4 protein-coding genes are annotated in these 26283 nt (G+C 45.6%); 3 read left to right on the top strand and 1 reads right to left on the bottom strand.

Going from position 1 to position 26283, the window contains the following annotated elements:
• Positions 1 to 249 precede the first annotated feature (249 nt).
• Complete coding sequence (gene secD / locus KIH87_RS11910; RefSeq protein WP_232358086.1) at positions 250 to 2094, top strand: protein translocase subunit SecD; 1845 nt, start codon at positions 250 to 252, stop codon at positions 2092 to 2094.
• An 86-nt stretch (positions 2095 to 2180) separates the two neighbouring features.
• Here secD and KIH87_RS11905 read toward each other — a convergent pair whose 3' ends face one another.
• A complete protein-coding gene (locus KIH87_RS11905) occupies positions 2181 to 3677 on the bottom strand; it encodes an FMN-binding glutamate synthase family protein (protein WP_232358085.1) in 1497 nt (498 codons plus the stop codon).
• Between the two features lie 1051 nt (positions 3678 to 4728).
• On the opposite strand from KIH87_RS11905, the gene KIH87_RS11900 reads away from it, so the two are divergent.
• On the top strand, positions 4729 to 12873 hold the full coding sequence (locus KIH87_RS11900) for a non-ribosomal peptide synthetase (RefSeq protein WP_232358084.1): 8145 nt from the start codon (positions 4729 to 4731) through the stop codon (positions 12871 to 12873).
• The gene (locus tag KIH87_RS11895; RefSeq protein ID WP_232358083.1) at positions 12870 to 26219 is read left to right on the top strand and encodes a non-ribosomal peptide synthetase; all 13350 of its coding nucleotides are present in this window, start codon (positions 12870 to 12872) and stop codon (positions 26217 to 26219) included. Before KIH87_RS11900 ends, KIH87_RS11895 begins: the two co-directional genes overlap by 4 nt.
• Positions 26220 to 26283: the final 64 nt, after the last annotated feature.

Here is a 26283-nt window from a genome sequence, read left to right as displayed (position 1 = left end):
GAATCCTGAATGAAGGGAAGAGCTCTTTTGCCTTCTTGTCTGGTTAGGACTGCTTGTTGGTGGTAACATTGCGGCGGAATTTTTTCTGCTAACTCGACAGTTAGACAGTAGCTTGCTTTTTAGTGCTCTATAGCACTGCTTTCGGGAGTTTGTAGCTTCCACTAAAAGTAAGACAAAAGTAAGACAATAAATAAGAATAAATCAGACTTAAAATCACTTTCTTGGTCGCTTTTTTAAAGGGGAATGTTTGTGTTAAACCACACTCCGCTATGGAAATCATTACTGATATTGGTCATGGTTTCGTTTTTTGCACTGTTTGCTTTACCTAATCTATATGGTGAAGACTACGCGATCCAAATTTCCACCAGTAAGAGTGAGCAACTGGACACAGCGTTATTGGATCAGGTGAATGAGGTGCTGAAAGAAGCCAATGTCGTAGTCAAAGCTGCAGCATTGAATGATACTCAAATTTTGGTACGTTTCTCTGACGATAGTAACCAGCGTTTAGCTAAAGAAACCTTGGATAGACAATTGGAAGACAAGTACACCGTCGCGTTGAACCTGGCTCCCAATGTACCTGACTGGCTAAAAATGTTCGGCGCTTCACCTATGAAGTTGGGCTTGGACTTGCGTGGTGGTATTCACTTCCTGATGGAAGTGGACATGGAAACCGCTATCGACAAAGCATTGGATGACTTGCAGTCGGATATGAAAACCTCTTTGCGTGAAGAGGATATTCGTTACAAATCAGTCAAGAAAGTCTCCGATTACATGGAGCTTACTTTCCGTGATGAGGAAGCGCTGGATAAAGCCGTATTTAACTTAAAGCGTAAATATCCAGGCTATGAATTCAGTGAGCTTGATGGCTTAAAAGTGACAGCCAAAATGTCTGAACAACAGTTGGCTGAAACCAAGAGTTATGCAGTGCAGCAAAACATTACCATCATGCGTAACAGGGTTAACCAGTTAGGTGTTGCGGAACCTGTTGTACAACGTCAAGGTGCTGAGCGTATTGTTATTCAGTTGCCGGGTATTCAGGACAGCGCTAAAGCGAAAGATATTTTGGGCGCTACCGCAACATTGGAATACCGCGCTGTAGATTATGAAAATGACGTCATCGCTGCCGCAAAAGGACGTGTACCTGCTGGCTCGGAAGTTATTAACGACACAAATGGTCGACCTGTGCTACTTAAGAAAGAAGTGATTGCAGCAGGTAAGAACATTGTTGATGCTCAAAGTGGCATTGACCAGTACGGATTGCCGAAAGTATCTATCTCATTGGATTCTAAAGGTGGAGCCAAAATGTCTCGCTTCACCAAGAAGAACATTGGCAATCCAATGGCGGTTGTATTTATTGAATACAAGCCGACGGACAAGCTGGATAAAAACGGAAAAGTGATTTTTGAAAAGGAACGTCGCGTTATTAACCAGGCGACGATTCGCGGTCACTTTGGCAGCAAGTTTGAAACAACCGGCCTGGATTCTCCTGCCGAAGCCCAGAATTTGGCATTGTTGTTACGTGCGGGTTCTTTGATTGCTCCGATTCGTATTGTTGAAGAACGCACTATTGGACCAAGCCTGGGTAAAGAAAACATTGCCAATGGTATGGATGCCATCATGTTAGGCTTTATTCTTGTTATCGCCTTTATGGTTTTGTATTACAAAAAGTTTGGTTTGGTGGCAAACATTGCATTGGCTGCAAACCTGATCATGATCGTGGGAATTATGTCGTTGATCCCGGGTGCAACACTAACATTGCCGGGAATGGCTGGTATCGTACTAACCGTAGGTATGGCGGTGGATGCTAACGTACTGATATTTGAGCGTATTAGAGAAGAATTACGTGAAGGCCGTAGTCCTCAACATGCGATCAGTTCAGGTTATGACAACGCATTCTCAACTATTTTGGATGCCAATATCACAACGTTAATTGCCGCAGCAATTCTGTTTGCTATCGGTACTGGGCCAATCAAAGGTTTCTCGGTAACCTTGATGATAGGTATTATCACATCCATGTTTACTGCAATTATATTAACCCGTGCAGTGGTTAATACCGTTTGGGGTGGTAAGCGATTGGAAAAATTACCGATTTAACCTGGTTAGATTGAATCTCTGATTATAAAGGGAGAATACGGAAGTGTTCTCCCTTTTTCTTTGAATCTCGATTAACGGCTGTTTGGTTAAAGCTCTTCAGGATATAGTTCATTCAGAGCAACAGAGCGTCCGTTTTCTACGACCATGCGTACATGGTGTCGTTTTAGTTCTCTTGGGTCTGAGACGCCACAGGAATGTGCCAATACACCCACCTCATAGTTCATATTACGAATATAGTTTGCTACACGTTCAGATTTCTCTTCAACATCAAGGCCGCGCTGTAGTTTAGGATCGTGAGTTGTTATTCCGGTCGGGCAGGTGTTCTTGTTACATTGTAAAGCTTGGATGCAGCCCAGAGAGAACATAAACCCACGCGCGGAATTGATAAAATCTGCACCAACTGCTAATGCCCATGCTACGCCTGCGGGGGTGATCAGCTTGCCGGAACAAATTACCTTAATTCGGTTTCGCAAATGATGTTTGTTGAGTAGGTCTACCACTACAGGTAGGCTTTCTTTAATGGGCAGACCAACGTAGTCAATAAGCGTAGCCGGAGCCGCACCAGTGCCGCCATCTGCGCTGTCGATGGTAATAAAGTCTGGAGCACTTTCTATGCCTCTGCGATTAATCTCCTCCAGCATTTCCTCAAACCAGCGGTATTCACCGAATACGGTTTTGAAACCTACGGGTTTGCCGGTGATTTCTCTAATTTTGGCAATAGAATCAAGCAGCTCATTTGTATTGGCAATATCAATGTGTCGATTAGGGCTGATAGCATCCTGACCTTCTTCAATTCCCCTGATTTTGGCAATCTCTGCTGTGACTTTGCTGCCCGGTAATATGCCACCTTTGCCCGGTTTAGCTCCTTGCGAAAGCTTGATTTCAAACATCCTGACTTGTTCATGACCCGCTATGGCTCTGAGCTTATCTTCGCTCAGGTTTCCTTCTTTGTCTCTTACGCCAAATTTGGCTGTACCAATCTGAAATATAATGTCGCAGCCGCCTTCCAGATGATAAGGCGACAATCCACCTTCGCCGGTATTCATCCAGCAGCCACCTTTTTTGGCTCCTCTGGAAAGTGCTCTGATAGCAGGAACAGACAATGCACCATAGCTCATTGCTGAAATATTGATAATCGAACATGCGTTATAGGGAATTTGGCAATAAGGACCAACTTGCAAGTCGCTGTGAGTGACAGAATCCTTGCTTAAAGACGGGTAGGGGCAGTTAACAAAGAAAATGGAACCGACAGGGCGCAGATCTCGGGTGGAACCAAAAGGCACTGTGTTAATACTATTTTTCGCTGCCCGATAAACCCAAGATCTATCTGCTCTGTTGAAGGGGAGTTCCTCACGATCCATGGCAAAGAAGTATTGGCGGAAAAATCCCCCCATATGTTCGAAGAAGTATCGAAAGCGTCCAAGCACCGGATAGTTTCGTCTGATGGTATGGGTTTTTTGAGTGATATCAATGAAGTAGAAAGTGATGATGAGCAGGGTGATTAAACCAACAGCAGCAATAAAAAGAACAACAAATATTTCAACGACAGGGTATAGCCATGAATCAGAAAAGTGGGTTGCCATAGCGACTCGATAGAGATTACTAACATGGAGTTAATACTGTAGGGGAAATTGCTGATTTCGTCCAAAAATATAGGCTGCAACTGAGCTTTGACGCGGTAACAAACCGTTCCTTTATTAACTTGGTGTAATAATATCTGTTAAGGACATCTTTCATTTGCGAAACTTACTACTTTAATTTTCTCTTATGTGTAACTTTGGTTGTAAATGTGTGCTTTATTGTGTGAGTTTTTCGATAAATAAAAAACAATAAATAATATTTTTCAAATGCTAAATATAATGAATCTGATGCTCTGTTTTTGATACTTTTGCGGCACTTTTTGTTGATGAAAAAATAGCCTGATAGAGCGTCTGTAAGCTTACTGATGAATACATTATAAGCAGTTTTGATTTGCATTATTGATAGGTGTGAAAATATTAACCAAATCTATCAAATTAAGGCGCTACAGCCTGTTTTTATAGGTTTTGTTTTAATGTTTTTTGTGTCTAAATTGTCTTTATAATGGCGGTTTTAGTCCTCTCTTGTTGACATTTTGCTACAAATTGCATTTTTTCATATCATTTTGCATCTTCAAAAATTTCCCTTTTTATGCCTAAAATGATCTCCGTGTGGGAAAAAGATTATTCTTCATTAATGCGTGGGTTAAATTTTAGACATGGTAAATGAAATACCATCTAAGTTGTTGCCTACGCATAGCTAAAAAACAGAGCTGTTATGTACAGTCATAGGTTGATTTGGGATGGCGTGCTTGGCTTTGCTTTAGGGCGTATCGCTATATCCAGATATAGGTTAGTAAACTATCTAGCAAATGAATTAATGCTTTGAAATATAGGTGTTTATTTTTTTTCCATGTGTTGGGTTATTAGTTTTTTCATCCTCATTTCGACTTTTTCTAAGTATCTTCAATGGCACTTTTCGGAGAATCGTTGAAGTCAGATATTTATAAAAAATCGATATTAATACGCTTACGGTTGTAAGACGTTGAAGGGTTTTGTTTAGACCTGAATAGCAGTGTTGTTGCCGATTATAAAATGAATAAGCAAGGAATTGATTATGGCACCGAGTCAGATGTTGTATAGCTTGTTAGATACAAATGCTAGCCTTCACCCTAATAAGATAGCTGTCGAAGTAGGCGGGTTAACTTATAGTTACAATGAATTACAAAGTCGGGTGAATGCACTGGGACTACAGTTACAGAATCATGCAGATATTAGCGGTAAACCTGTAGTGGTTTTGTTACCCAGAGGCATTGATCTGCTGGTGTCGATTCTTGCCATTAACGCTTGTGGTGCAACGTTTGTTTCACTTGATCAAGACGTTCCTCAACAGCGCATGGATATTATTTGCGAAGATAGCCAAGCCGCTTTGGTGATAACGACTCGAAGTCTTAATTGTGCGGTTTCAAATTCGGTTCCTTCTTATTACGTTGAAGATACCAATTGGGAACAAAAAGAGGTTTTTTGTGCTCAGCCTCTTGGTGATCAACCCGTGTACATCATGTATACCTCTGGTACGACGGGTAAACCAAAAGGTGTGCCTATCAGTGACTCAAACTTAACGGCGTTTAAGACAGCTGTTGTAGAGGAATATAATTTGTTTGGGTCAGATCGCATGCTACAGTTTTCTACTGTGGCCTTTGATATTTTTATCGAAGAGTTAATCATGTGGTTGTCGGTTGGTGCGACTCTTATTGTTCGTGACGAAAACATTTCCACAAGCACTCAAATATTCTGGGAGTTCATTGATAAGCATCAGGTTTCGGTGATCTCTCTTCCTACCGCTTTTTGGCATCTTCTTTGTAGTGAACTTAACAATGGTTTTAATCCTGACTTGGCTAAAACTTTACGTTTAGCTGCTTTAGGTGGTGAAGCTATGTCGGCCGCCATGTTACAGCAATGGCGTCAGGTCTTTGGTGAATCTGTTCCTGTTTTGAATGTTTACGGGCCTACTGAAGTAACGGTCGGTGCTACAGTGTTTCATTCCAGTGAATGGGATGACGAATTGAATCAGGTTCCAATTGGTCATTGTTTCCCGGGCGTTAAGCATAAAATATTGAATGCTCAAGGAGACGATTGTGCCGAAAATGAAATCGGCGAGTTGTACTTGGGGGGAGCTCAGGTTAGCCAAGGGTACTTAAATCGTCCTGAACTGAATGAACAGGTATTTGTCAGCTTTGATGGTGTTCCTTACTTTAAAACCGGTGATTTGGTTAAGGAGAGAGAAGGGAATTTATGGTTCATCGGAAGAAATGATTCTCAAGTAAAAGTGAGTGGCTATCGTGTAGAACCTAAAGAAATCGAGCAAGTCATCTATCAGGTTGATGAAGTTAAGGCTGTACACATTGAAGCCAGTAAATCAGGTATTTCTGCCTATTTGGTGTTTAGTCCGGAAGTAAACGACGCACAATCGGCTTTAGCTACTTTGGTCGAGCATATATCAGCCTGTTTCCCTTCTTACATGATGCCTCGTCAATACTTTCAAGTGAAACATATTCCGTTGAATGTTAACGGCAAAGTTGATGTTCCCAAGTTACAAGTATCGGGTGAGCTTATACGTCAGCATACTCATTCTGTACTTGAGTCTGAAACAGAAGAGAAGCTGGCCGATATTTGGGCGAATGCGTTATCTTACGAGCGCACTTTGATAGGGCGGCAAGATTCTTTATTTGAATTGGGTGGCAATTCAATTGCTATTGTAAAAATTCGTTCTGCTATCTCACAACATTTTGGCAAAGTGCTCTCGATCCAGCAGTTATATGAAGCAAGCACTTTAGCATCACTAGCACAAGTGATTGATGATACCGAACCCTCAAATAACAAAGTTCTTAGCCCGGCAGCAGTAAATGAAGAAGTAACCTCGTTAGAGGCGTCCTTTCAGCAAACTAGCGTTTGGCTGCACGAAAGAGTGGCGCAAGAACACACTTTGTACAATCTGGTGTTTGTCAGGGACGCAGACGAGAGCTTCAATTTTGATGCGGCAGAAAAAGCGATTAATGAGATTGTGTCACGACACATCACGTTAAGAACGCATTTTGTTTTCCAGCATGGAGAGCTACTACAACGCATTGCAGATGATATTCCTGTTCAACCTATAGTGGTTAAAGCTGGTTCAGATTCAGACGTTAAACAAAAATTAGCGGTAACGATTAGTCATGAATGTGATTACTGTTTTGATACCGCTTCTGAACATCCTATACGAGTGTTGTTCGTGCAAGGGGAGACTTCCGGTGCGCTTATTTTCAACATTCATCATATTGCGTTTGACGGATGGTCGTTGAGTGTTCTGGAAAAAGAATTTAAGCAAGCTTATTCAAAATATGCGGGTGATGTCGATGCTGTTAATGCTCTACCGCCATTGGAACTGAACTACATTGATTATTCTAAATGGCAAAAAAGCTTTGTAGAGTCAGGCCAGTATCTAGAGCAACTCCAGTTCTGGAAAAAGCAGTTAGCGAATTTACCCCAATGCCATGGGTTACCACTCGATTTCCCTCGTCCGGATAAAACCGATTTTTCAGGACAAAATTTAACTTTCCAACTTGATATTCAAACTTCTTTAAGGCTGGAAACATTAGCTTCTTCTCTGAATGCATCCTTATTTGTTGTTGTTCATGCTTTATTCTCAACCTTAATTGCTCGCCACAGCAATCAACAGGATATCGTGATCGGTGTTCCTTTCGCTAATCGACCCGATTCTCGTTTGGAAAAACTTATCGGTCTATTTGCTGATAGCATCGTTATGCGCGTGAATTGTCATAACGACTTGAACTTTAGTGAGTTAGTCGAGCAAGTAAAACAAGTCAGCCTGAATGCTCAGAATAATGGCAATATTCCATTCGTCCATTTAGCCAATGAACTTGATTTCGAGCGTACCGAGAATATTCCGCCTCTATTCCAAATCATGATGAACATGGACGAGGTTGAATTTAACAAAACCAATGTCAGTGAGTTTAAATATTTTGAGCCACCTTCCTCGAAAGTAGATTTAACACTGAATATTCGTACCTCAGTTGATGGTTTGAAGTTTGAGATTAATTACAATACATCACTGTTTAAAGAAGAGACGATTAAAGGCTATCAGCACCATCTGGTTAACCTTATTCGGTCTGCAATTGTTGATCCGGGTTGTAATATTTATGACCTGGCAATGCTTTCTTCCCAGGAAGAATCTGAATTGCTGCAACTGGCTCGTGGCCCGTTGTCAGAAACCGTACATCAAGAGAATTGGGTTGAACTCTTTGAGCAACAAGCTGCTCGGAGTCCCCACGCAATTGCCATTGTTGATGAGTCTGGGGAATTTACCTATGAGCAAATCAATGAACAAGTTCAACGTGTAGCGGTTGCCGTTCAATCACTCTCTATGCAACATAAAGCAGCACAGGGAGTGGAGGGGATAAGCCATTTAGTCGCATTGCAATCTCCCCGCGATCACAACATGTTGGTTATGATGTTAGGCGTATTGAAAGCGGGTTGTGCTTTTTTGTCACTTGACCCAAATAACCCGCTTTCGCGCGCACATTATATTATTCAAGACGCTAAACCTCTGTGCTTGCTATCTGCCGACGAAGATTATTGGCAAGGAGAGATGCCTGCTGAAGTTCCGGTCTTGAATATGAAGAGCATAATGGAGCAAGAGCAGGGCGAGTATCAGTATTGTTCTCGTCAGCCAAATGATCTCATGTATGTGATCTATACCTCTGGCTCTACAGGAAATCCCAAAGGTGTCATGGTTGAAGATGCCCAGTTTTCAAATTTCATGGCGGGCTTTGACAAGCAATTTAAAGACTTGGGCATTGCCAGCTTATCCAATTGGTTAGTGACTCAGTCTTTTTCTTTTGATGCCTCGCTAAAAGGCTTGGGACTACTTTGCCAAGGGATTAAGTTGGTTGTGGCCTCCGAAGACCAAATGACCACGCCAGAACAAATCTGGCAGCTTGTTGAAGAGCACAGAATTGAGGTGGTTAACTCAACCCCTTCAATGATTTCAACACTCATTGATTTTCACTCAGAAGAGCAATACGCACCTCACTTTATCGCGAGTGGCGAAGACATTTCTTATAGTGTGTTTGGGAAAATTAAGGATTATTGTCAACGCTTTGAGCGAGCTGCGCTTAATGTTTATGGGCCGACAGAAACCACGATCAATGCTGCTTATGGTGTGCTAGAGGATGGTGTTGATATTGGGCGTCCCATGCAAGGGGTTACGGCTTATGTGCTGGGCGAAAATCTATCATTGCTTCCCAAAGGCACTATTGGTGAATTGTGCATTGGTGGCCGAGGGGTTGCGCGCGGTTATTTAAATCGTGCTGAACAAACACAGGCTGTTTTTGTTGATTGTCCTTATAGTCAGAATGAACGCCTATACCGGACTGGGGATTTCGTCAAATTAACCGAAAACGGAAAATTACAGTTTGCCGGAAGACGAGATGAGCAAATTAAGATCCGTGGTTATCGTGTTGAGTTAGAAGAAGTTGAACGAGTTATCGTCGCGTTGCCGGAAGTCTCCGAAGTTAAAGTATTGTTTAAGCAGGATACGCAACAGCTAATCGCATTTGTTAGCCTCCCTTCGACAATTGAGTCTATGGATGCGGACGCTGTTCGAGCCTTCCAAGAGCAATTGCGCGTGCAAGCTAAGGATAATTTGCCTACTTACATGCAGCCATCTCGTTTTCAATTCGTCGATGAGTGGCCGACCACAGGGCATGGCAAGTTAGACACAAAGGCATTACTGGCGACAGAAGCTGAAATCGTGATAGCAAGCGATGGGGCGGGCTTGCCAGTGACTGAAATGGAGAAGCAACTGGCTGATATATGGTCTCGTTTGCTTGATGTTCCCTTGTCCCAAATACACCTTCATGACAGCTTCTTTGATTTAGGAGGGCATTCTCTCAGTGCTATGTCATTGGTGGCGGAAATTCAAATTCAGTTTGATGCGACATTAATCGTAAGTGATATTCTGGGGAATGCTGTCTTTGCCGATTTAATTCGTTTGATTGAGCAGCATCAGGGCCGCCACTCTCTTGCTAGTATTCCGAGGCAGGAAGATAGCAGCAGATATTTGGCTTCTTATACACAGAATAATTTCTGGTTCGTTGAAAATCTCAGTGAAACAGGCAAGCACTTCAACGTTGTCAGTAGTATTAAGCTCGACAAAAATTATGATGTTGAAAAACTTAAACAAGCTTTGCAATTGATGACGCAACGTCATGAGATTTTGCGTACTAATTTTGAATACGACGAGATGTTATGGCAGCGAGTTCATCAAGAATGGCAGGTACCGTTTAAGGAACTGGATTTAAGTCATTGTAACGAGCATGACAAACAGCGTGCATTTTCAGAGTGTCTTGACAATGAATATGGTTTGAAACGTGATTTGACTAACGATCCTCTAATGAGTGCCACTTTGGTGCGCATGAGTGATTGCGCTGTATTGTTGTTGAATTTGCACCACATTATTACCGATGGTTGGTCAAATCAGGTATTGGCGCAAGAGTTCTCTCTTTGCTTGAATGCCTTGGAACATGATAAGCAAGCAGATTTACCTGCATTGCCAATTCAGTACCGTGATTACGCTATTTGGCAGCGCGAGGAAATAAAACGAACCTTAGCCGATAACATTGTGTATTGGGGGCAGCGTTTGAAAGGGCTGCCAGAAGTTCACAAGTTGCCGCTGGATTATAACCGTCCATCCTTGCCCAGTTCCGTTGGTGCTTACCATTATCAACATATAGAACATGATGTTTTTAACCGTTTATCCCGACTGTTTCTAGATAATAAGAGCACCATGTTTGTTGGCTTGCAAACTTTGTTCGCTACCTTCATCGCCAGAATGTCAGGTGAAACCGATGTGGTGTTAGGTACAGCTAACGCTAATCGAAACCATCCCGATACTCATCATTTGGTTGGTGCCTTCGTTGACACACTTGTACTGCGTAATCAGTTGAATATGGAGCAGGATTTCGTTGCTCAACTTGCTCAGACACGAGACGAAAACCTTAAAGATCGCGCTCATTTTGATATGCCTTTTGAATCTCTGGTTCGCAGCCTTAATCCGGAACGAAATAGTAGTTACAGCCCATTGTTCCAGCTGGTATTGAACCTTGTTTATAGCGATGACGATATTCAGGAAGTGGCCGATCTTGAGCGTGGGGAGAGTCAATACGTTAATGTTAACTATGACTTAACTTTGTACGCCAAACCCACGAATAAAGGATTAGAACTCACCTGGTGCTATGCCACTGATTTATTCAAAGCAGGTTCTATTGAAACAATGGCTTATAGCTTTGCTGCCATGCTAGAGGCTGTTGTGAAAAATCCAAATTCGCCATTAGGTGAATTGCCTTTGGTTAATACTCAGGATTCACATGAACTTGAGATGTTAGCGCAAGGCGAAAGTCTAACGGTTCCGGTGAAGTTAATTCCTGAGCAAATATCAATATTATCCCAAACCCTGCCGAGTGCTACTGCGGTAGTGATGGAAGATGAATCTCTTACTTTTTCTGAGTTGGAAGCCCAAGCCAATCGTTTGGCGCAGGGGTTAATTAAGGCTGGTGTTAAAGTGGGTGATCGGGTTGGTTTGAGTTTGCAACGCTCGCTTGAAATGGTGGTCGCTGTTGCAGGCATCATGAAGTCTGGTGGTGTTTATGTGCCGCTTGATCCTACTTATCCTGATGAGCGTTTGTCCTACTTAATTAATGATGCTGACATTAGTCACGTGGTAACTGAAGATTTTCTGGCAGACCAATTACCTCTGCATAACCAAAAAGTGCTGTTGGTTTCCGATTATCTTGATAACGATACTGATGGCGCAGTGGAAGCGGTTAACGTAGAGGTTCAAGGTGATTATCCCGCTTACATGATTTACACATCTGGCTCTACTGGAAATCCCAAAGGTGTCGTCGTCAGCCATGGGGCACTTGCAAAACGTATCGCGGGTTTACAGCACCATTATCAATTGAATAGTGAAGACAGAGGACTGTTGTTCGCATCAATGAGCTTTGATGCTTCATTGAGCCAACTGTTAATGCCTTTGTGTTCAGGGGCTGCTGTGGTGGTTCGTCCTGACGATATCACTGAGCCTGATGCATTGATGGAATACTTGCAGGAAACAGGTGTTAGTTTCTTGCATGTTGTACCTGTTTATCTAAAACAATTGGTTACTGTACCGGGGTGGTCTGAGTCGCGTCTACGTATTGTTGTCAGCGGCGGCGACATCTTTGATAAGAGCTTATTGGACAGCTGGTACAAGGGCGAAGGTGCGAGCGAGCGCCAAGGCATCAAGCTTTACAATTCTTACGGACCAACGGAGATCGTTATTACCAGCAGTAGCCATAGGGTAACGGGCGATGAAGCCGTTGTTCCTATTGGTAAACCTCTGGCTTATTCGAGTTATTGGGTGGTTGATGCTCAAGGGCAGCTGTTACCGAAAGGCGTTGTAGGTGAACTATGTATTGGCGGGGATTGTATTGCCGACGGATATTGGTTAAGAGAAGAGCAAACCGCAGCACAATTTGTGAACCTGCAAGTTAATGGCAAAGCACTTAGCGTTTATCGCACAGGAGATCGAGGTTACTGGAACGGATCTGGAGAACTGATTTGTGTTGGCCGTCAGGATAACCAGGTGAAAGTGCGAGGCTACCGCATTGAATTGGGTGAAATAGAGGCTGCGCTAAAATCCTGTACAGGCGTTACCGAGGCTGTTGTTAAAGCAGAAGATGATGCCTTGTGGGCTTTTGTTACCGCAGACAATGTTGAACTGACACAAATTGAAGATGAACTCGCGATTCATTTGCCAGCCTATTTGCTACCCAGCGGTATTGAGAAAGTGACGGAATGGCCTTTGACCAGAAGCGGCAAGATTGATCGTAATAAACTGGAACGGGGGCTCTCTTCCGATAGTGGCGATCGACCACCAACAAGCGAAACAGAGCTTGCTTTGCATGCGATCTGGTGTGATTTACTGAAACTGGAAGCAATCAGTGCAACCGACAACTTCTTCAATATCGGTGGACACTCATTACTTGCTACCCGTTTAGCTAGCCAAATACGTCGTAATTTTGATGTGGATTTTACCCTTAAGAGTTTATTCGAATCTCCCAGTATTGAAGAGCAAGCCATGTTTATTGACTTGATGCAAAAGAATAAAGCCGCTTCCTCATCTAACGATGGAAAAGATGCAGTAGAGGAGTTTTCACTGTGAAATTTGTTGAAATTTTAAGTTTATGTGAAAAAGAAGGGATCGAGTTATCGGTTAAAGATGGGGCTTTGCGCGTTGTTGCAACCAAAAATAAAGTCTCTGACGAAATAAAGGAAATCCTTAAAGCTAACAAACTGTTATTGCTATCTATGTTAGGTGGTGATGGTGAAGCTTATGAAGATGACACGATTGTCGCGGATCCTGATTTGCAGCGCTCGCCGCAACTAACGTCTTTTGCACAACGTCGTATTTGGCTGGAATCGACCTTATCGGAAGATAAGGCAATCTACAACACTCGCTGCTCGGGTGTTATTCGCGGCGCTTTAAATGCCGATATGTTAGAAGCCGCATTGAATGCCATTATCAAACGTCACGCAATATTGCGCACGGTTTATCTTGATGAACAAGGTGAGCCAATGCAACAAGTGTTGCAAGATTACACCTTTACAATGCAGCGTTATGATCACACTCAACTAACGGCTGAACAGCAAGAAGCTCAGCTGAAAGAGCTTGTTGATCGTGAGATGGTATGGGAATTTGACCTTAGCTCCGACATCCCGATTCGAGCTCATCTCATCAAACGTCGCGACGAAGAACATGAGTTGATTTTTACTATCCACCATATTGCTACCGACGGATGGTCTACAGGGATTTTCTTCCGTGAGCTTAATACTTTTTACGCCGCCTTGCTGGAAGGTAAAGAAGCCCCTCTGGATGACTTACCCATTCAATATATTGATTACTCGGTTTGGCAACGTAGTCGCTTACAAGGCAAGCAACTTGAAAAGTTGTTGGACTATTGGCGAGATCGGTTAGATGGCGTGGCTACGCTACATCAATTGCCTTTGGATTTTGAGCGTAAAGCAGAGCAGTCACATAAAGGCAGTCATTATAATCAAATATTGCCGCGTAGCCTGGCTGAGCAATTGGAGAAATTTTCATCTGCTCATCAATCTACCATGTTCATCACTTTGCAATCCTTGTTTGCGGTATTGGTCTCCCGATATAGCAATACCCGCGATGTGTTAATGGGGTCTGCAACTGCGAATCGAATTGAAGGTCAGGTTCAACCTCTGTTGGGATGTTTTCTTAACAACCTTGTACTGCGCACAGATATTGACGATGAACTGTCGGTGGCTGAATTCTTAAAGCGCCAGAAAATGCAGATTTTATCTGACTTTGAAAAGCAGCACATTCCATTTGAATTGCTGGTGGAACAAATCAATCCGGAGCGTTCACTCGCTTTTCATCCACTGGTTCAAATCATGTTTGGTTACGAGAACAATGATTATTCAGGGCAAGGTTCGCAGGCTCTGGATATGACTCGTCGAGAAATGATTTATGAAATCAGTAAATTCGATTTGTCTCTGCATGCTGGGCCCATTGAAGAGGGGATCGAAGTTAGCTGGGGCTATTCAAAAGACGTCTTTAAACACGAGACAATTGGCAGGATGGCGACAGCTTATGAGGCCTTGTTGCGAGCGGCGATTGCCAATCCTGACACCTTATTAAAAGACTTGCCTTTGGTGTCTGACGTTGAATCACAAGCGCTATCAGTTTTGGCAATGGGTGAGGCATTACCCGCACAAACGGTTTTGGTTCCTGCTCAACTCTCTGCGTTAGCGGCATCTCAAGCCGATGCGCAAGCGGTGGTGATGGAAGCCGAGTCTTTGAGTTTTGGAGAGTTGGAAGCGCAATCGAATCTGTTGGCGCGTGCTTTGGTGAAGTCCGGCGTGAAAGCGGGCGACAGAGTGGGCATGTGCCTTGACCGCTCGGTTGAGATGGTGGTGGCGGTGCTGGGGATTATGAAATCCGGTGGCGTTTATGTGCCACTTGACCCCACGTACCCCGATGAGCGTTTATCCTATCTAATTCAGGATGCCGGAATTAGCCATGTCGTGACAGAAGTCTATTTAGCCGACCAGTTACCTTTGAATGACCAGCAAGTGTTGTTGGTGTCCGAGTGTATTGATGACAGTGATGAGAGAGACGAAGAAACGGAAACCGCTGTTGAGGTTGCGTTAACGGCCTCCACTCCGGCCTATATGATTTATACCTCGGGCTCTACCGGACAGCCTAAAGGCGTGTTGGTTAATCATGGTGCCTTGGCACAGCGATTGGCGGGCTTGCAGAACCATTATGGCCTAAATAGCACTGATAAAGGCTTATTGTTTGCGTCCATGAGTTTCGATGCCTCATTGAGCCAGCTGCTATTGCCTTTATGTGCAGGTGCGGCGGTGGTCATTCGACCGGATGATGTCACCGAGCCAGAAGCCTTGATGGAATATATTCAAGAGACCGGGGTCAGCTTCCTGCATGTGGTACCTGCTTATCTGAAACAGCTGGTTGCTGTTTCAGGTTGGCAAGATTCCCGCTTACGCATAGTCGTTAGTGGCGGTGATGTTTTTGACACTGGTTTGTTAGACAGCTGGTTTAACGGCGACAGCGCCAGTGAACGAGAAGGCATCGCACTTTATAACTCCTATGGCCCCACGGAAATTGTTATTACCAGTAGTAGCCATCGGGTTTCAGTAAAAGCCCTTGAATCGAAAGGCAGTGCGCCGATTGGTAAGCCTTTGGCGAATACTTCTTACTGGATTGTGGACGCACAAGGTCAGCTATTACCGCAAGGAGTGGTAGGAGAGTTGTGCATTGGCGGTGATAGCCTTGCTGAAGGATATTGGCAGCGTGAAGCACAAACCGCTGAGCGATTCGTTGAGTTGAGATTCAACAATACGCTGCAACGAGTCTATCGCACCGGCGACAGAGCGAAATGGAATGACGCGGGTGAATTAGTCTTCGTCGGTCGTCAGGATAATCAGGTTAAGGTGCGTGGTTATCGTATTGAATTGGGTGAAATCGAAGCGGCCTTGAAAGCCTGCCAGGGTGTGACCGAAGCGGTGGTGAAAGCCGAAGACGATGGCTTATGGGCGTTTTTGTCACTAGATGAAAATAGAACAACCCTGACCCAGGTAGAAGAGGAGTTAGCGACACATTTACCGGGTTACCTGCTACCCAGTGGTTTTGAGACCATCACCGAATGGCCATTAACAGCCAGTGGCAAGATTGACCGCAACAAGTTAGTGCGTGGTTTAGAGCAAGATTCGGGCAGTCGCGCACCGAAAAACGACACCGAAATTGCCTTGCAAAAGATTTGGGCAGAGTTGTTGAAAGTGGAAGAAGTTGGCGTGACCGATAACTTCTTCCAGATGGGCGGACATTCCTTGCTAGCCACGCGTTTGGCAAGTCAAATCCGTCGTCAATTTGAAGTGAACTTCACCCTGAAAAGCTTGTTTGAATTGCCCAGTATTGAAGAACAAGCGGCCATGATTGTGGCGGAAAAAGGTTTGGATGACAGCAATGACGCTAATGACCGCGATGAGGCTAAAAATGCAAATCAATCAAATGCCTTAGTCCCGAATATTAAACCGCTCACTCATCAGGATCCTGTGCCGTTGTCATTTGCACAGAAACGTTTGTGGATCATGTCTGAGTTGGAAAACACCAGCTCTTCGTACAACTCAGCGTTTGCATTGAGTATCGACGGCGATCTAAACATTCAGGCATTAGAGCAGGCTTTTAGCGCGATTATAGAGCGCCATCAGGTATTACGCAGCGTGATCCGCTTGCACGAAGGCGAGCCGGTTCAATGTGTACTGAATGAATTCGATTTTGCCATTGAGCAGGTGGATTTAAGCCATTTAGCGGGTGAGGCGTTAGACAGCGCGGTTGCCGAGCAAGCGCGATTAGCGGCATCCAGAGCCTTTGATTTATCGGCGGATGTGTTGCTACGAGCCACTTTGCTGCATTGTGGCAATGCACGTCATATTCTGGTGTTAACCCTGCATCACATCGCCTGTGATGGTTGGTCGATGCCAATTCTCAGTGACGAATTGAATCGTTTCTATACTGCGTTTGCTTCCAACAAAGAGTCTGTAGATTTAACAGCACTGCCTATTCAGTATCGAGACTATGCTAACTGGCAACATGACTGGTTACGGGGTGAGGTACTGGATGAAGCTTTGGGTTACTGGACAAACCGTTTGTCAGGTATCCCGGATGTACACCAGCTGCCATTAGACAGAGCTCGACCAGTGCAACCGAGTTATCGCGGCGCGGTCTTCACCTCGCGTATTTCGCCCGAAGTGAAAGGGCAGCTTGAGCAGCTATCACAAGCGCATCAGGCCACGCTGTTTATGACAGTACAAACCGCGTTTTCAGTATTGTTAAGCCGCTTTAGTGGCGAAGACGATATTGTCATGGGCACAGCGATAGCCAACCGTGAGCAACAGGAAATCAGTGACCTGATAGGCTTGTTTGCCAATACTCTGGTGCTTCGCACGGGTGTTGAATCGGGCGTGAGCTTTGACGCGCTGCTTGGTAAAGCACGTCAGGATTTGTTATCGGATTTTGCGCACCAGCATTTGCCTTTTGAGTTGTTGGTTGAGCATATGAATCCAACCCGTCAGCTGAGCTACAACCCGTTATTCCAAATCATGTTGTTGTGGCAAAACAACGAGTCTTCCGAAATTCAGCTATCGCAAGATTTGCACTTTAGTGATTATGCCCTTGAGCGTAATGTCAGCAAGTTTGAGCTGACATTGAGTGTTATAGAAGATGCGGGCGGTTTATCCCTGTATTGGCGCTATGCCACTGACCTGTTTGATGAGGACAGCGTTAAGGGTTGGGCTGAGGCATTTGAGGTCTTGCTCAAAGGTATTGCTTTGGCACCACAAACGGATGTGAAGCGATTACCGCTACTGACTGAATCCAATAAGGCTCTGATGCAACGCTGGAACAACACCAACCAGCACTTTGACTATCCGGCTGGGTTACATCAATGGTTTGAGCAACAGGTTGAATCCAACCCGAATGCGGTGGCATTAGAAGCCAATGATGACGGACTGACGTATGCCGAACTGAATGCGCGAGCCAATGCGGTCGCTCATGAGCTAATGGCAAAAGGGGTACAAGCGGATTCTGTGGTTGGGGTCTGTACCCATAGGCGCAGTCATATGCTGGTTGCCATGTTAGGGGTGATGAAATCCGGTGCAGCCTATATGCCGCTTGACCCTAACTACCCGGTTGAGCGTTTACAGTACATGCTGCAAGACAGCGAAGCTCAGTATGTGGTGGGTGAAGCGGATTGCATTGCGTTACTGAGTCATGATTTGAGTAAGAGTATTGTATTGGGGCAGGCTGATTCGTCAGCGACAAGTGACAATGCGCCTGATATCCGTACTCCTGATATCCGAATTAGCTCTGAACAGTTAGCCTATGTGATTTACACATCGGGCTCTACGGGTCGTCCGAAAGGCGTTATGGTCAGCCATGGTGCCGTGAATCACTTTATTGCTGCGGCGAAAGCCAGGCTCTCGGCCAATGACACAGCAGAGACGAATGCAAACTGGCGCTGGTTAGCTGTGACTGCCATGTCCTTTGATATCTCCATTTTAGAGCTGTTCCTGCCGTTATGTGTGGGCGGTACCGTGGTGTTGGCAGACAGTGAACAGGTGGTTGATGGCAAGGCGTTGATTAAGCTGCTGAGCAAGGATATCGACGTGATGCAGGCGACGCCTGCGACCTGGAAGTTATTGCAGGAAAGCGACTGGCAAGGTCAGGAGCAGCTCAAGATTCTGGTGGGTGGCGAATATGTGCCTGAATCGCTAGGAAAGTGGTTGGTGTCTTGTGGTAAAGCCGTGTGGAACTGCTATGGCCCCACTGAATCAACTATCTGGACGCACATTAAACCCATGGGTGTTAACGGTCAGATGTCATCACAGTCAGTGTCTGATTTAGGCGGATTGCTTAACAATGTTCAGCAGTGTGTGGTGGCTCCTGTTGGCGATTTAGGCGACGGTGGTTTGGGTAAGGGCGAATTGGCACCCATTGGTGGTGTTGGTGAACTATGGCTCGGTGGTGCAGGTCTGGCACGTGGTTACTGGCACAAAGACGAGTTAACCGAACAGCAGTTTGTGACCTCTGATGTACTGGGCGAGACACAGCGCTGGTATCGCACCGGTGACTGGGTACATCAAAAACGCAGTGGCGAGCTGGGCTATTTGGGGCGTATTGACCAACAGGTGAAGATACGCGGTTATCGTATTGAAACTGGTGAGATAGAGCAGTGCCTGTTAGGGCTGGATGAAGTGAAGGATGCCGTGGTGCATGTTCATCGTCAATCTCTTGATAACTCAAGTGGCTCTTCAACCGATTCTTCAACTGATGCCATGCTGGTTGGTTATGTGGTGCTTCAAGATACTGGCTCGCAATTAACAGGCTCGCAATTAGATGAATCACGCTGGCGAGAGCGGGTTCAGGCCATGCTACCCAGCTATATGCATCCGGCGGTGGTGATGACGCTTGACGCCTTACCGTTAACTGCCAATGGCAAGATAGACCGCAAGGCATTGTCGCAACCTGAATATCAACCGGCATTTACCCGTGGTGAATTCACCGCAGCGACAACCGAGACAGAGCAAATGCTGGTTGGTTTGTGGCAGGACTTGCTGGGAATTGAAGAGGTGAGCGCGACTGCCAACTTCTTCCAGTTAGGCGGACATTCCTTGCTGGCGACGCGCATGTTAAATCGTCTGCGCGAAACACTTTCTACATCAGTGGAATTGAAGCAAGTATTCTTAAATCCCACCATTCGTGAGCTAGCAGCCTATATTGACAATCTGGATAACCTACAAAGCACAGACGGGGATTCTGGACTTTTACCTCAACCTCCAGCGTTGATCCATTTAGCTGAGCAAGGTCGAGGTTTGGCTTCTTATGCGCAAACCCGCTTGTGGTTCCTGGAGAAATTGCGTCCGGTTCCCGGTGCATACCATGTGAATAGCTTGTTGCGCATTACCCAGCCATTGAATGAGGCTGCATTTAAGCGAGCCATTAATGCGCTAGTGCAACGTCATGCCAGCTTAAGAACACATTTTGAAATGCAGGGTGATGAGCTTTATCAGGTGATTGCTGATAGCGTTGCGATTGATGTCCCTGTATTTGACTTGACGCATTATTCTGACGATGAGCAAAAAGCCAAAGTCACGGCGCTCTGCGACGAACAGAAATATCACCATATGGATCTTGGTGCAGATTCCTTGATGCAGGTTCGAGTATTGAAAACCCATGCAGAGCAGGCGCTGATTTTCTTTACTTTCCATCACATTATTACGGATGGTTGGTCGAGCGAAATCTTCTTGCGTGAATTAGACCTGCTTTACAAAGCTTATTGTGAGCAGCAGGACGTTCAACTGGAAGAATTGCAGCTGAGTTATCTGGATTATGCTTCATGGCAAAGAAGGTGGTTGAGTAATACGGAAACAGATAGCCCGGAAACAGATAGCCCGAGAATGGATAGCCTGACTTCATATTGGCAAGAGCGTTTAAATGCGCTTCCTCAAGTGCATCAATTGCCATTAGATTTTGAACGTCCGGCACAGCCCAGTTTTGTCGGTGCAATTCACCGTATTCAGTTGAGCGCGGATAAATCTCAGGCTTTTAAAGCGCTATTAAAAGCTCAAAACACCTCGCTGTTTGTTGGTTTAAAAGCCACATTCGGAGTGCTATTAGCTCGCTATTCGGGTGAGCAGGATATTGTGCTGGGCAGTGCTATTGCCAACCGTCCTCACAATGAATTGGAAAAGGTGATGGGTTATTTTGCCAACACCTTGGTAATGCGCCAACAATTCACCCGGAAGCAAAGCTTCCTTGAGGTGTTGCAACAGGCGCAAGACGAGTTCCTGAATGATGTTGAACATCAGGACATTCCATTTGAAGTCTTAGTGGAGAGCCTAAATCCTGAGCGCGATCTGGCGATTAATCCTCTGTTCCAAATTATGTTGGTGTTGCAAAACCTTGGTACTAATCAAGGTGGAGATGCTGGTTTATTTGAAAGCATAAATCAGGACAATGCCGCAAGTCAGTTCGATATCACGTTAGCCGTTAGAGACGAAGACGAGGGCTTGGTACTTGCGTGGCGCTATGCGACGGATTTATTTGCCTCCAAGACAATTGAAACATTGGCATCTGCTTTGGAAAGCTTGATCACACAAGTCGTACAGCAGCCCGAGGCTAATGTTCATGCTTTGCCCATTTTGAGCGCAGAGGAGATAGAGCGCCAGGTTAACGATTGGAATCAAACGGTTCATGAGTTTGAGCAATCGGCAAGTCTGGCGCACCAGTTGTTTGAGTATTGGGCAGAGCATGCTCCAGACAATATCGCGGTGACGTTCCAGGGCGAATCGCTGTCTTATGCTGAACTGAATACACAAGCTAACCAATTGGCACGAGCACTAATGCAGCAGGTTTCGCAAGAAGCTGCAATAGGGCAAGAAAATTCAGGTTCATTAATTGCCATTTGCATGCAGCCTTCCATTGAGATGGTCGTGTCCTTGTTAGCCGTGCTGAAATCTGGCGCAGCGTATTTACCTGTTGATCCTGCTTACCCACAAGCGCGAGTGCAACATATTCTGCATGATTCAGGCGCGAAGATTGTGCTGGTTAACGATGACAGTGCCGGCTCCATTTTCAATGGGCAAACCTTATCTGACGTGTCTATCAAGTCAGTCAATGTTGCCATGTTAAGAGCGGGCGAGCTGTCTCATTTTGCAGGGGATAATCTGGGGAATGAGGTTCAAATCTCTCAACAAGATCTTGCTTATGCCATCTATACTTCCGGTTCTACAGGATTACCTAAAGGTGTGTTGTTAGAGCATGCCGGTCTGGTGAATCATGCCTTGTCACAAAGCCGTTTGTTTGATGTCACGTCACGCAGCAAAGTCATGCAATATGCCGCGCTTAGCTTCGATGTTGCAACCTGTGAGATCTTTATTGCCTTATCTCGTGGTGCAGAATTGCATGTGATGAGCAAAGAGATTAAACAGCAGCCAGATGCATTGAGCCGTTATATCAGTGATCACGGTCTCACTCATATCATGCTCATTCCATCTGTATTAGCTTTGCTATCGTCGGATCTTTTGGTCAGCGTGAAATCCATCATTGTTGGTGGTGAATCCATTTCTCAAGAACAGGCCGATTTCTGGTCACAAGAGCATCGATTATTCAATGCTTATGGGCCATCGGAAGCGACTATTTGTGCGCTTGCCGAAGAGTACCAAGGTCGAGGTGTCGCGATTGGTCTGCCTATCGACAACATGCAAGCCTATATTCTGGATAGCAACTTGAAGCTGGTGCCTCAAGGTGTACCGGGAGAGTTGTATTTGTCGGGTATAGGCTTGGCTCGTGGATATTTAAATCAGCCGGATCTCACTCGTGAGAGATTTATCCAGCATCGTTTCGAGAATGGACAAGAGCGTCGTTTGTATCAAACCGGAGATCTGGTTCGTCGTTTGCCTGACGGACGTATGGAATTCCTGGGGCGTAGCGACAGTCAGGTTAAAGTGCGTGGTTACCGTATTGAAACTGACGAAGTGAACAATAAGTTAGCAGCCGTGCCGGGTGTTTCTCAATGTGCGGTGGCTGCCAAGGTTGCAGACGGTTATTTAGAAGGAAGTGCAGAGAAGATACTCGTGGCGTATGTTGTGGCAGACAATGCCCTAAATTGGAATGATCTGGTCACCGAAATAAAAGCGTCGTTAACCGTATCATTACCAGGCTATATGATGCCTTCTGCTTTTGTTCAACTGGATGCTTTACCGCTACTGGATAACGGCAAGGTTGATTTGAAAGCCTTACCTGCGCCACATAGCACTGACTTATATCAAATCAGTGCCTATGAAGCGCCAAAAACCGAGCTTCAAATACAGTTGTGCAACATTCTGATGGATGTTCTGTCCTTGCCGAAAATTGGCTTGGCAGACAACTTCTTCCAGCTGGGTGGTAACTCTATTTTGGCCATGAAGCTGGTCGCACGTATCAATCAGGAATGCGATGTTCAAGTGCCTTTGGTTGCTCTGTTTGAAAGTTCTTCGGTACGCGCCCTGGCGGAAACGATTGAAGATTATCGGCGGGGAGGTTCGTCATTAGCTTTGGCACGCCCGGCTATTCAGCCCTTGTCTCAAAATAACAATAGCAATAACAATAACAATAACAATGACAATCTCAACGGCTCGCCGTTATCCTATGAACAGAAACGAACCTGGTTTCTACAGGAAGTCGATGAGCATAAGAGTGTGTATAACGCCTCCATGTGTTTGTCTATCGACGGCGATCTAAACATTCAGGCATTAGAGCAGGCTTTTAGCGCGATTATAGAGCGCCATCAGGTATTACGCAGCGTGATCCGCTTGCACGAAGGCGAGCCAGTTCAATGTGTACTGAATGAATTCGATTTTGCCATTGAGCAGGTGGATTTAAGCCATTTAGCGGGTGAGGCGTTAGACAGCGCGGTTGCCGAGCAAGCGCGATTAGCGGCATCCAGAGCCTTTGATTTATCGGCGGATGTGTTGCTACGAGCCACTTTGCTGCATTGTGGCAATGCACGTCATATTCTGGTGTTAACCCTGCATCACATCGCCTGTGATGGTTGGTCGATGCCAATTCTCAGTGACGAATTGAATCGTTTCTATGCTGCGTTTGCTTCCAACAAAGAGTCTGTAGATTTAACAGCACTGCCTATTCAGTATCGAGACTATGCTAACTGGCAACATGACTGGTTACGGGGTGAGGTACTGGATGAAGCTTTGGGTTACTGGACAAACCGTTTGTCAGGTATCCCGGATGTACACCAGCTGCCATTAGACAGAGCTCGACCAGTGCAACCGAGTTATCGCGGCGCGGTCTTCACCTCGCGTATTTCGCCCGAAGTGAAAGGGCAGCTTGAGCAGCTATCACAAGCGCATCAGGCCACGCTGTTTATGACAGTACAAACCGCGTTTTCAGTATTGTTAAGCCGCTTTAGTGGCGAAGACGATATTGTCATGGGCACAGCGATAGCCAACCGTGAGCAACAGGAAATCAGTGACCTGATAGGCTTGTTTGCCAATACTCTGGTGCTTCGCACGGGTGTTGAATCGGGCGTGAGCTTTGACGCGCTGCTTGGCAAAGCACGTCAGGATTTGTTATCGGATTTTGCGCACCAGCATTTGCCTTTTGAGCTGTTGGTTGAGCATATGAATCCAACCCGTCAGCTGAGCTACAACCCGTTATTCCAAATCATGTTGTTGTGGCAAAACAACGAGTCTTCCGAAATTCAGCTATCGCAAGATTTGCACTTTAGTGATTATGCCCTTGAGCGTAATGTCAGCAAGTTTGAGCTGACATTGAGTGTTATAGAAGATGCGGGCGGTTTATCCCTGTATTGGCGCTATGCCACTGACCTGTTTGATGAGGACAGCGTTAAGGGTTGGGCTGAGGCATTTGAGGTCTTGCTCAAAGGTATTGCTTTGGCACCACAAACGGATGTGAAGCGATTACCGCTACTGACTGAATCCAATAAGGCTCTGATGCAACGCTGGAACAACACCAACCAGCACTTTGACTATCCGGCTGGGTTACATCAATGGTTTGAGCAACAGGTTGAATCCAACCCGAATGCGGTGGCATTAGAAGCCAATGATGACGGACTGACGTATGCCGAACTGAATGCGCGAGCCAATGCGGTCGCTCATGAGCTAATGGCAAAAGGGGTACAAGCGGATTCTGTGGTTGGGGTCTGTACCCATAGGCGCAGTCATATGCTGGTTGCCATGTTAGGGGTGATGAAATCCGGTGCAGCCTATATGCCGCTTGACCCTAACTACCCGGTTGAGCGTTTACAGTACATGCTGCAAGACAGCGAAGCGCAGTATGTGGTGGGTGAAGGGGATTGCATTGCGTTACTGGGTCATGATTTGAGTAAGAGTATTGTTGTCGAGCAAATTGGCTCAACGACAGCACATCAAGACATCCGTATTCCTGATATCCGAATTAGCTCTGAACAGTTAGCCTATGTGATTTACACATCGGGCTCTACGGGTCGTCCGAAAGGCGTTATGGTCAGCCATGGTGCCGTGAATCACTTTATTGCTGCGGCGAAAGCCAGGCTCTCGGCCAATGACACAGCAGAGACGAATGCAAACTGGCGTTGGTTAGCTGTGACTGCCATGTCCTTTGATATCTCCATTTTAGAGCTGTTCCTGCCGTTATGTGTGGGCGGTACCGTGGTGTTGGCAGACAGTGAACAGGTGGTTGATGGCAAGGCGCTGATTAAGCTGCTGAGCAAGGATATCGACGTGATGCAGGCGACGCCTGCGACCTGGAAGTTATTGCAGGAAAGCGACTGGCAAGGTCAGGAGCAGCTCAAGATTCTGGTGGGTGGCGAATATGTGCCTGAATCGCTAGGAAAGTGGTTGGTGTCTTGTGGTAAAGCCGTGTGGAACTGCTATGGCCCCACTGAATCAACTATCTGGACGCACATTAAACCCATGGGTGTTAACGGTCAGATGTCATCACAGTCAGTGTCTGATTTAGGCGGATTGCTTAACAATGTTCAGCAGTGTGTGGTGGCAGCAGAAGGCGAATTGGCGCCGATTGGTGGTGTCGGTGAACTATGGCTCGGTGGTGCAGGTCTGGCACGTGGTTACTGGCACAAAGACGAGTTAACCGAACAGCAGTTTGTGACCTCTGATGTACTGGGCGAGACACAGCGCTGGTATCGCACCGGTGACTGGGTACATCAAAAACGCAGTGGCGAGCTGGGCTATTTGGGGCGTATTGACCAACAGGTGAAGATACGCGGTTATCGTATTGAAACTGGTGAGATAGAGCAGTGCCTGTTAGGGCTGGATGAAGTGAAGGATGCCGTGGTGCATGTTCATCGTCAATCTCTTGATAATTCAAGTGGTTCTTCAACCGATTCTTCAACTGATGCCATGCTGGTTGGTTATGTGGTGCTTCAAGATACTGGCTCGCAATTAACAGACTCGCAATTAGAAGAATCACGCTGGCGAGAGCGGGTTCAGGCCATGCTACCCAGCTATATGCATCCGGCGGTGGTGATGACGCTTGACGCCTTACCGTTAACTGCCAATGGCAAGATAGACCGCAAGGCATTGTCGCAACCTGAATATCAACCGGCATTTACCCGTGGTGAATTCACCGCAGCGACAACCGAGACAGAGCAAATGCTGGTTGGTTTGTGGCAGGACTTGCTGGGAATTGAAGAGGTGAGCGCGACTGCCAACTTCTTCCAGTTAGGCGGACATTCCTTGCTGGCGACGCGTTTAGTTGCCCAGTTAGCAGAGTCTCTTTCACTTCAGGTTCCTATCAAGGTGATCTTTACCTATCCCACAATTCAACAGTTGGGGGAATGGATTGATATTGCGCGTCAGCAACATGATGTGGCAGCCATGCAAGAAGATGCGTTGCAGAGCTCCTTAGGCGCACCCAGTGATGAAGTGGTTATCTAATACAACAAGTAGGTGATAAGCCCTGTATTTCGGGGCTGGGAACCATAACAAAGAATAATAAACA

Origin of the sequence: Paraneptunicella aestuarii (assembly GCF_019900845.1) — a bacterium.
Taxonomy (GTDB): Bacteria; Pseudomonadota; Gammaproteobacteria; order Enterobacterales; family Alteromonadaceae; genus Paraneptunicella; species Paraneptunicella aestuarii.
This window is presented reverse-complemented; position numbering and strand designations above follow the sequence as displayed.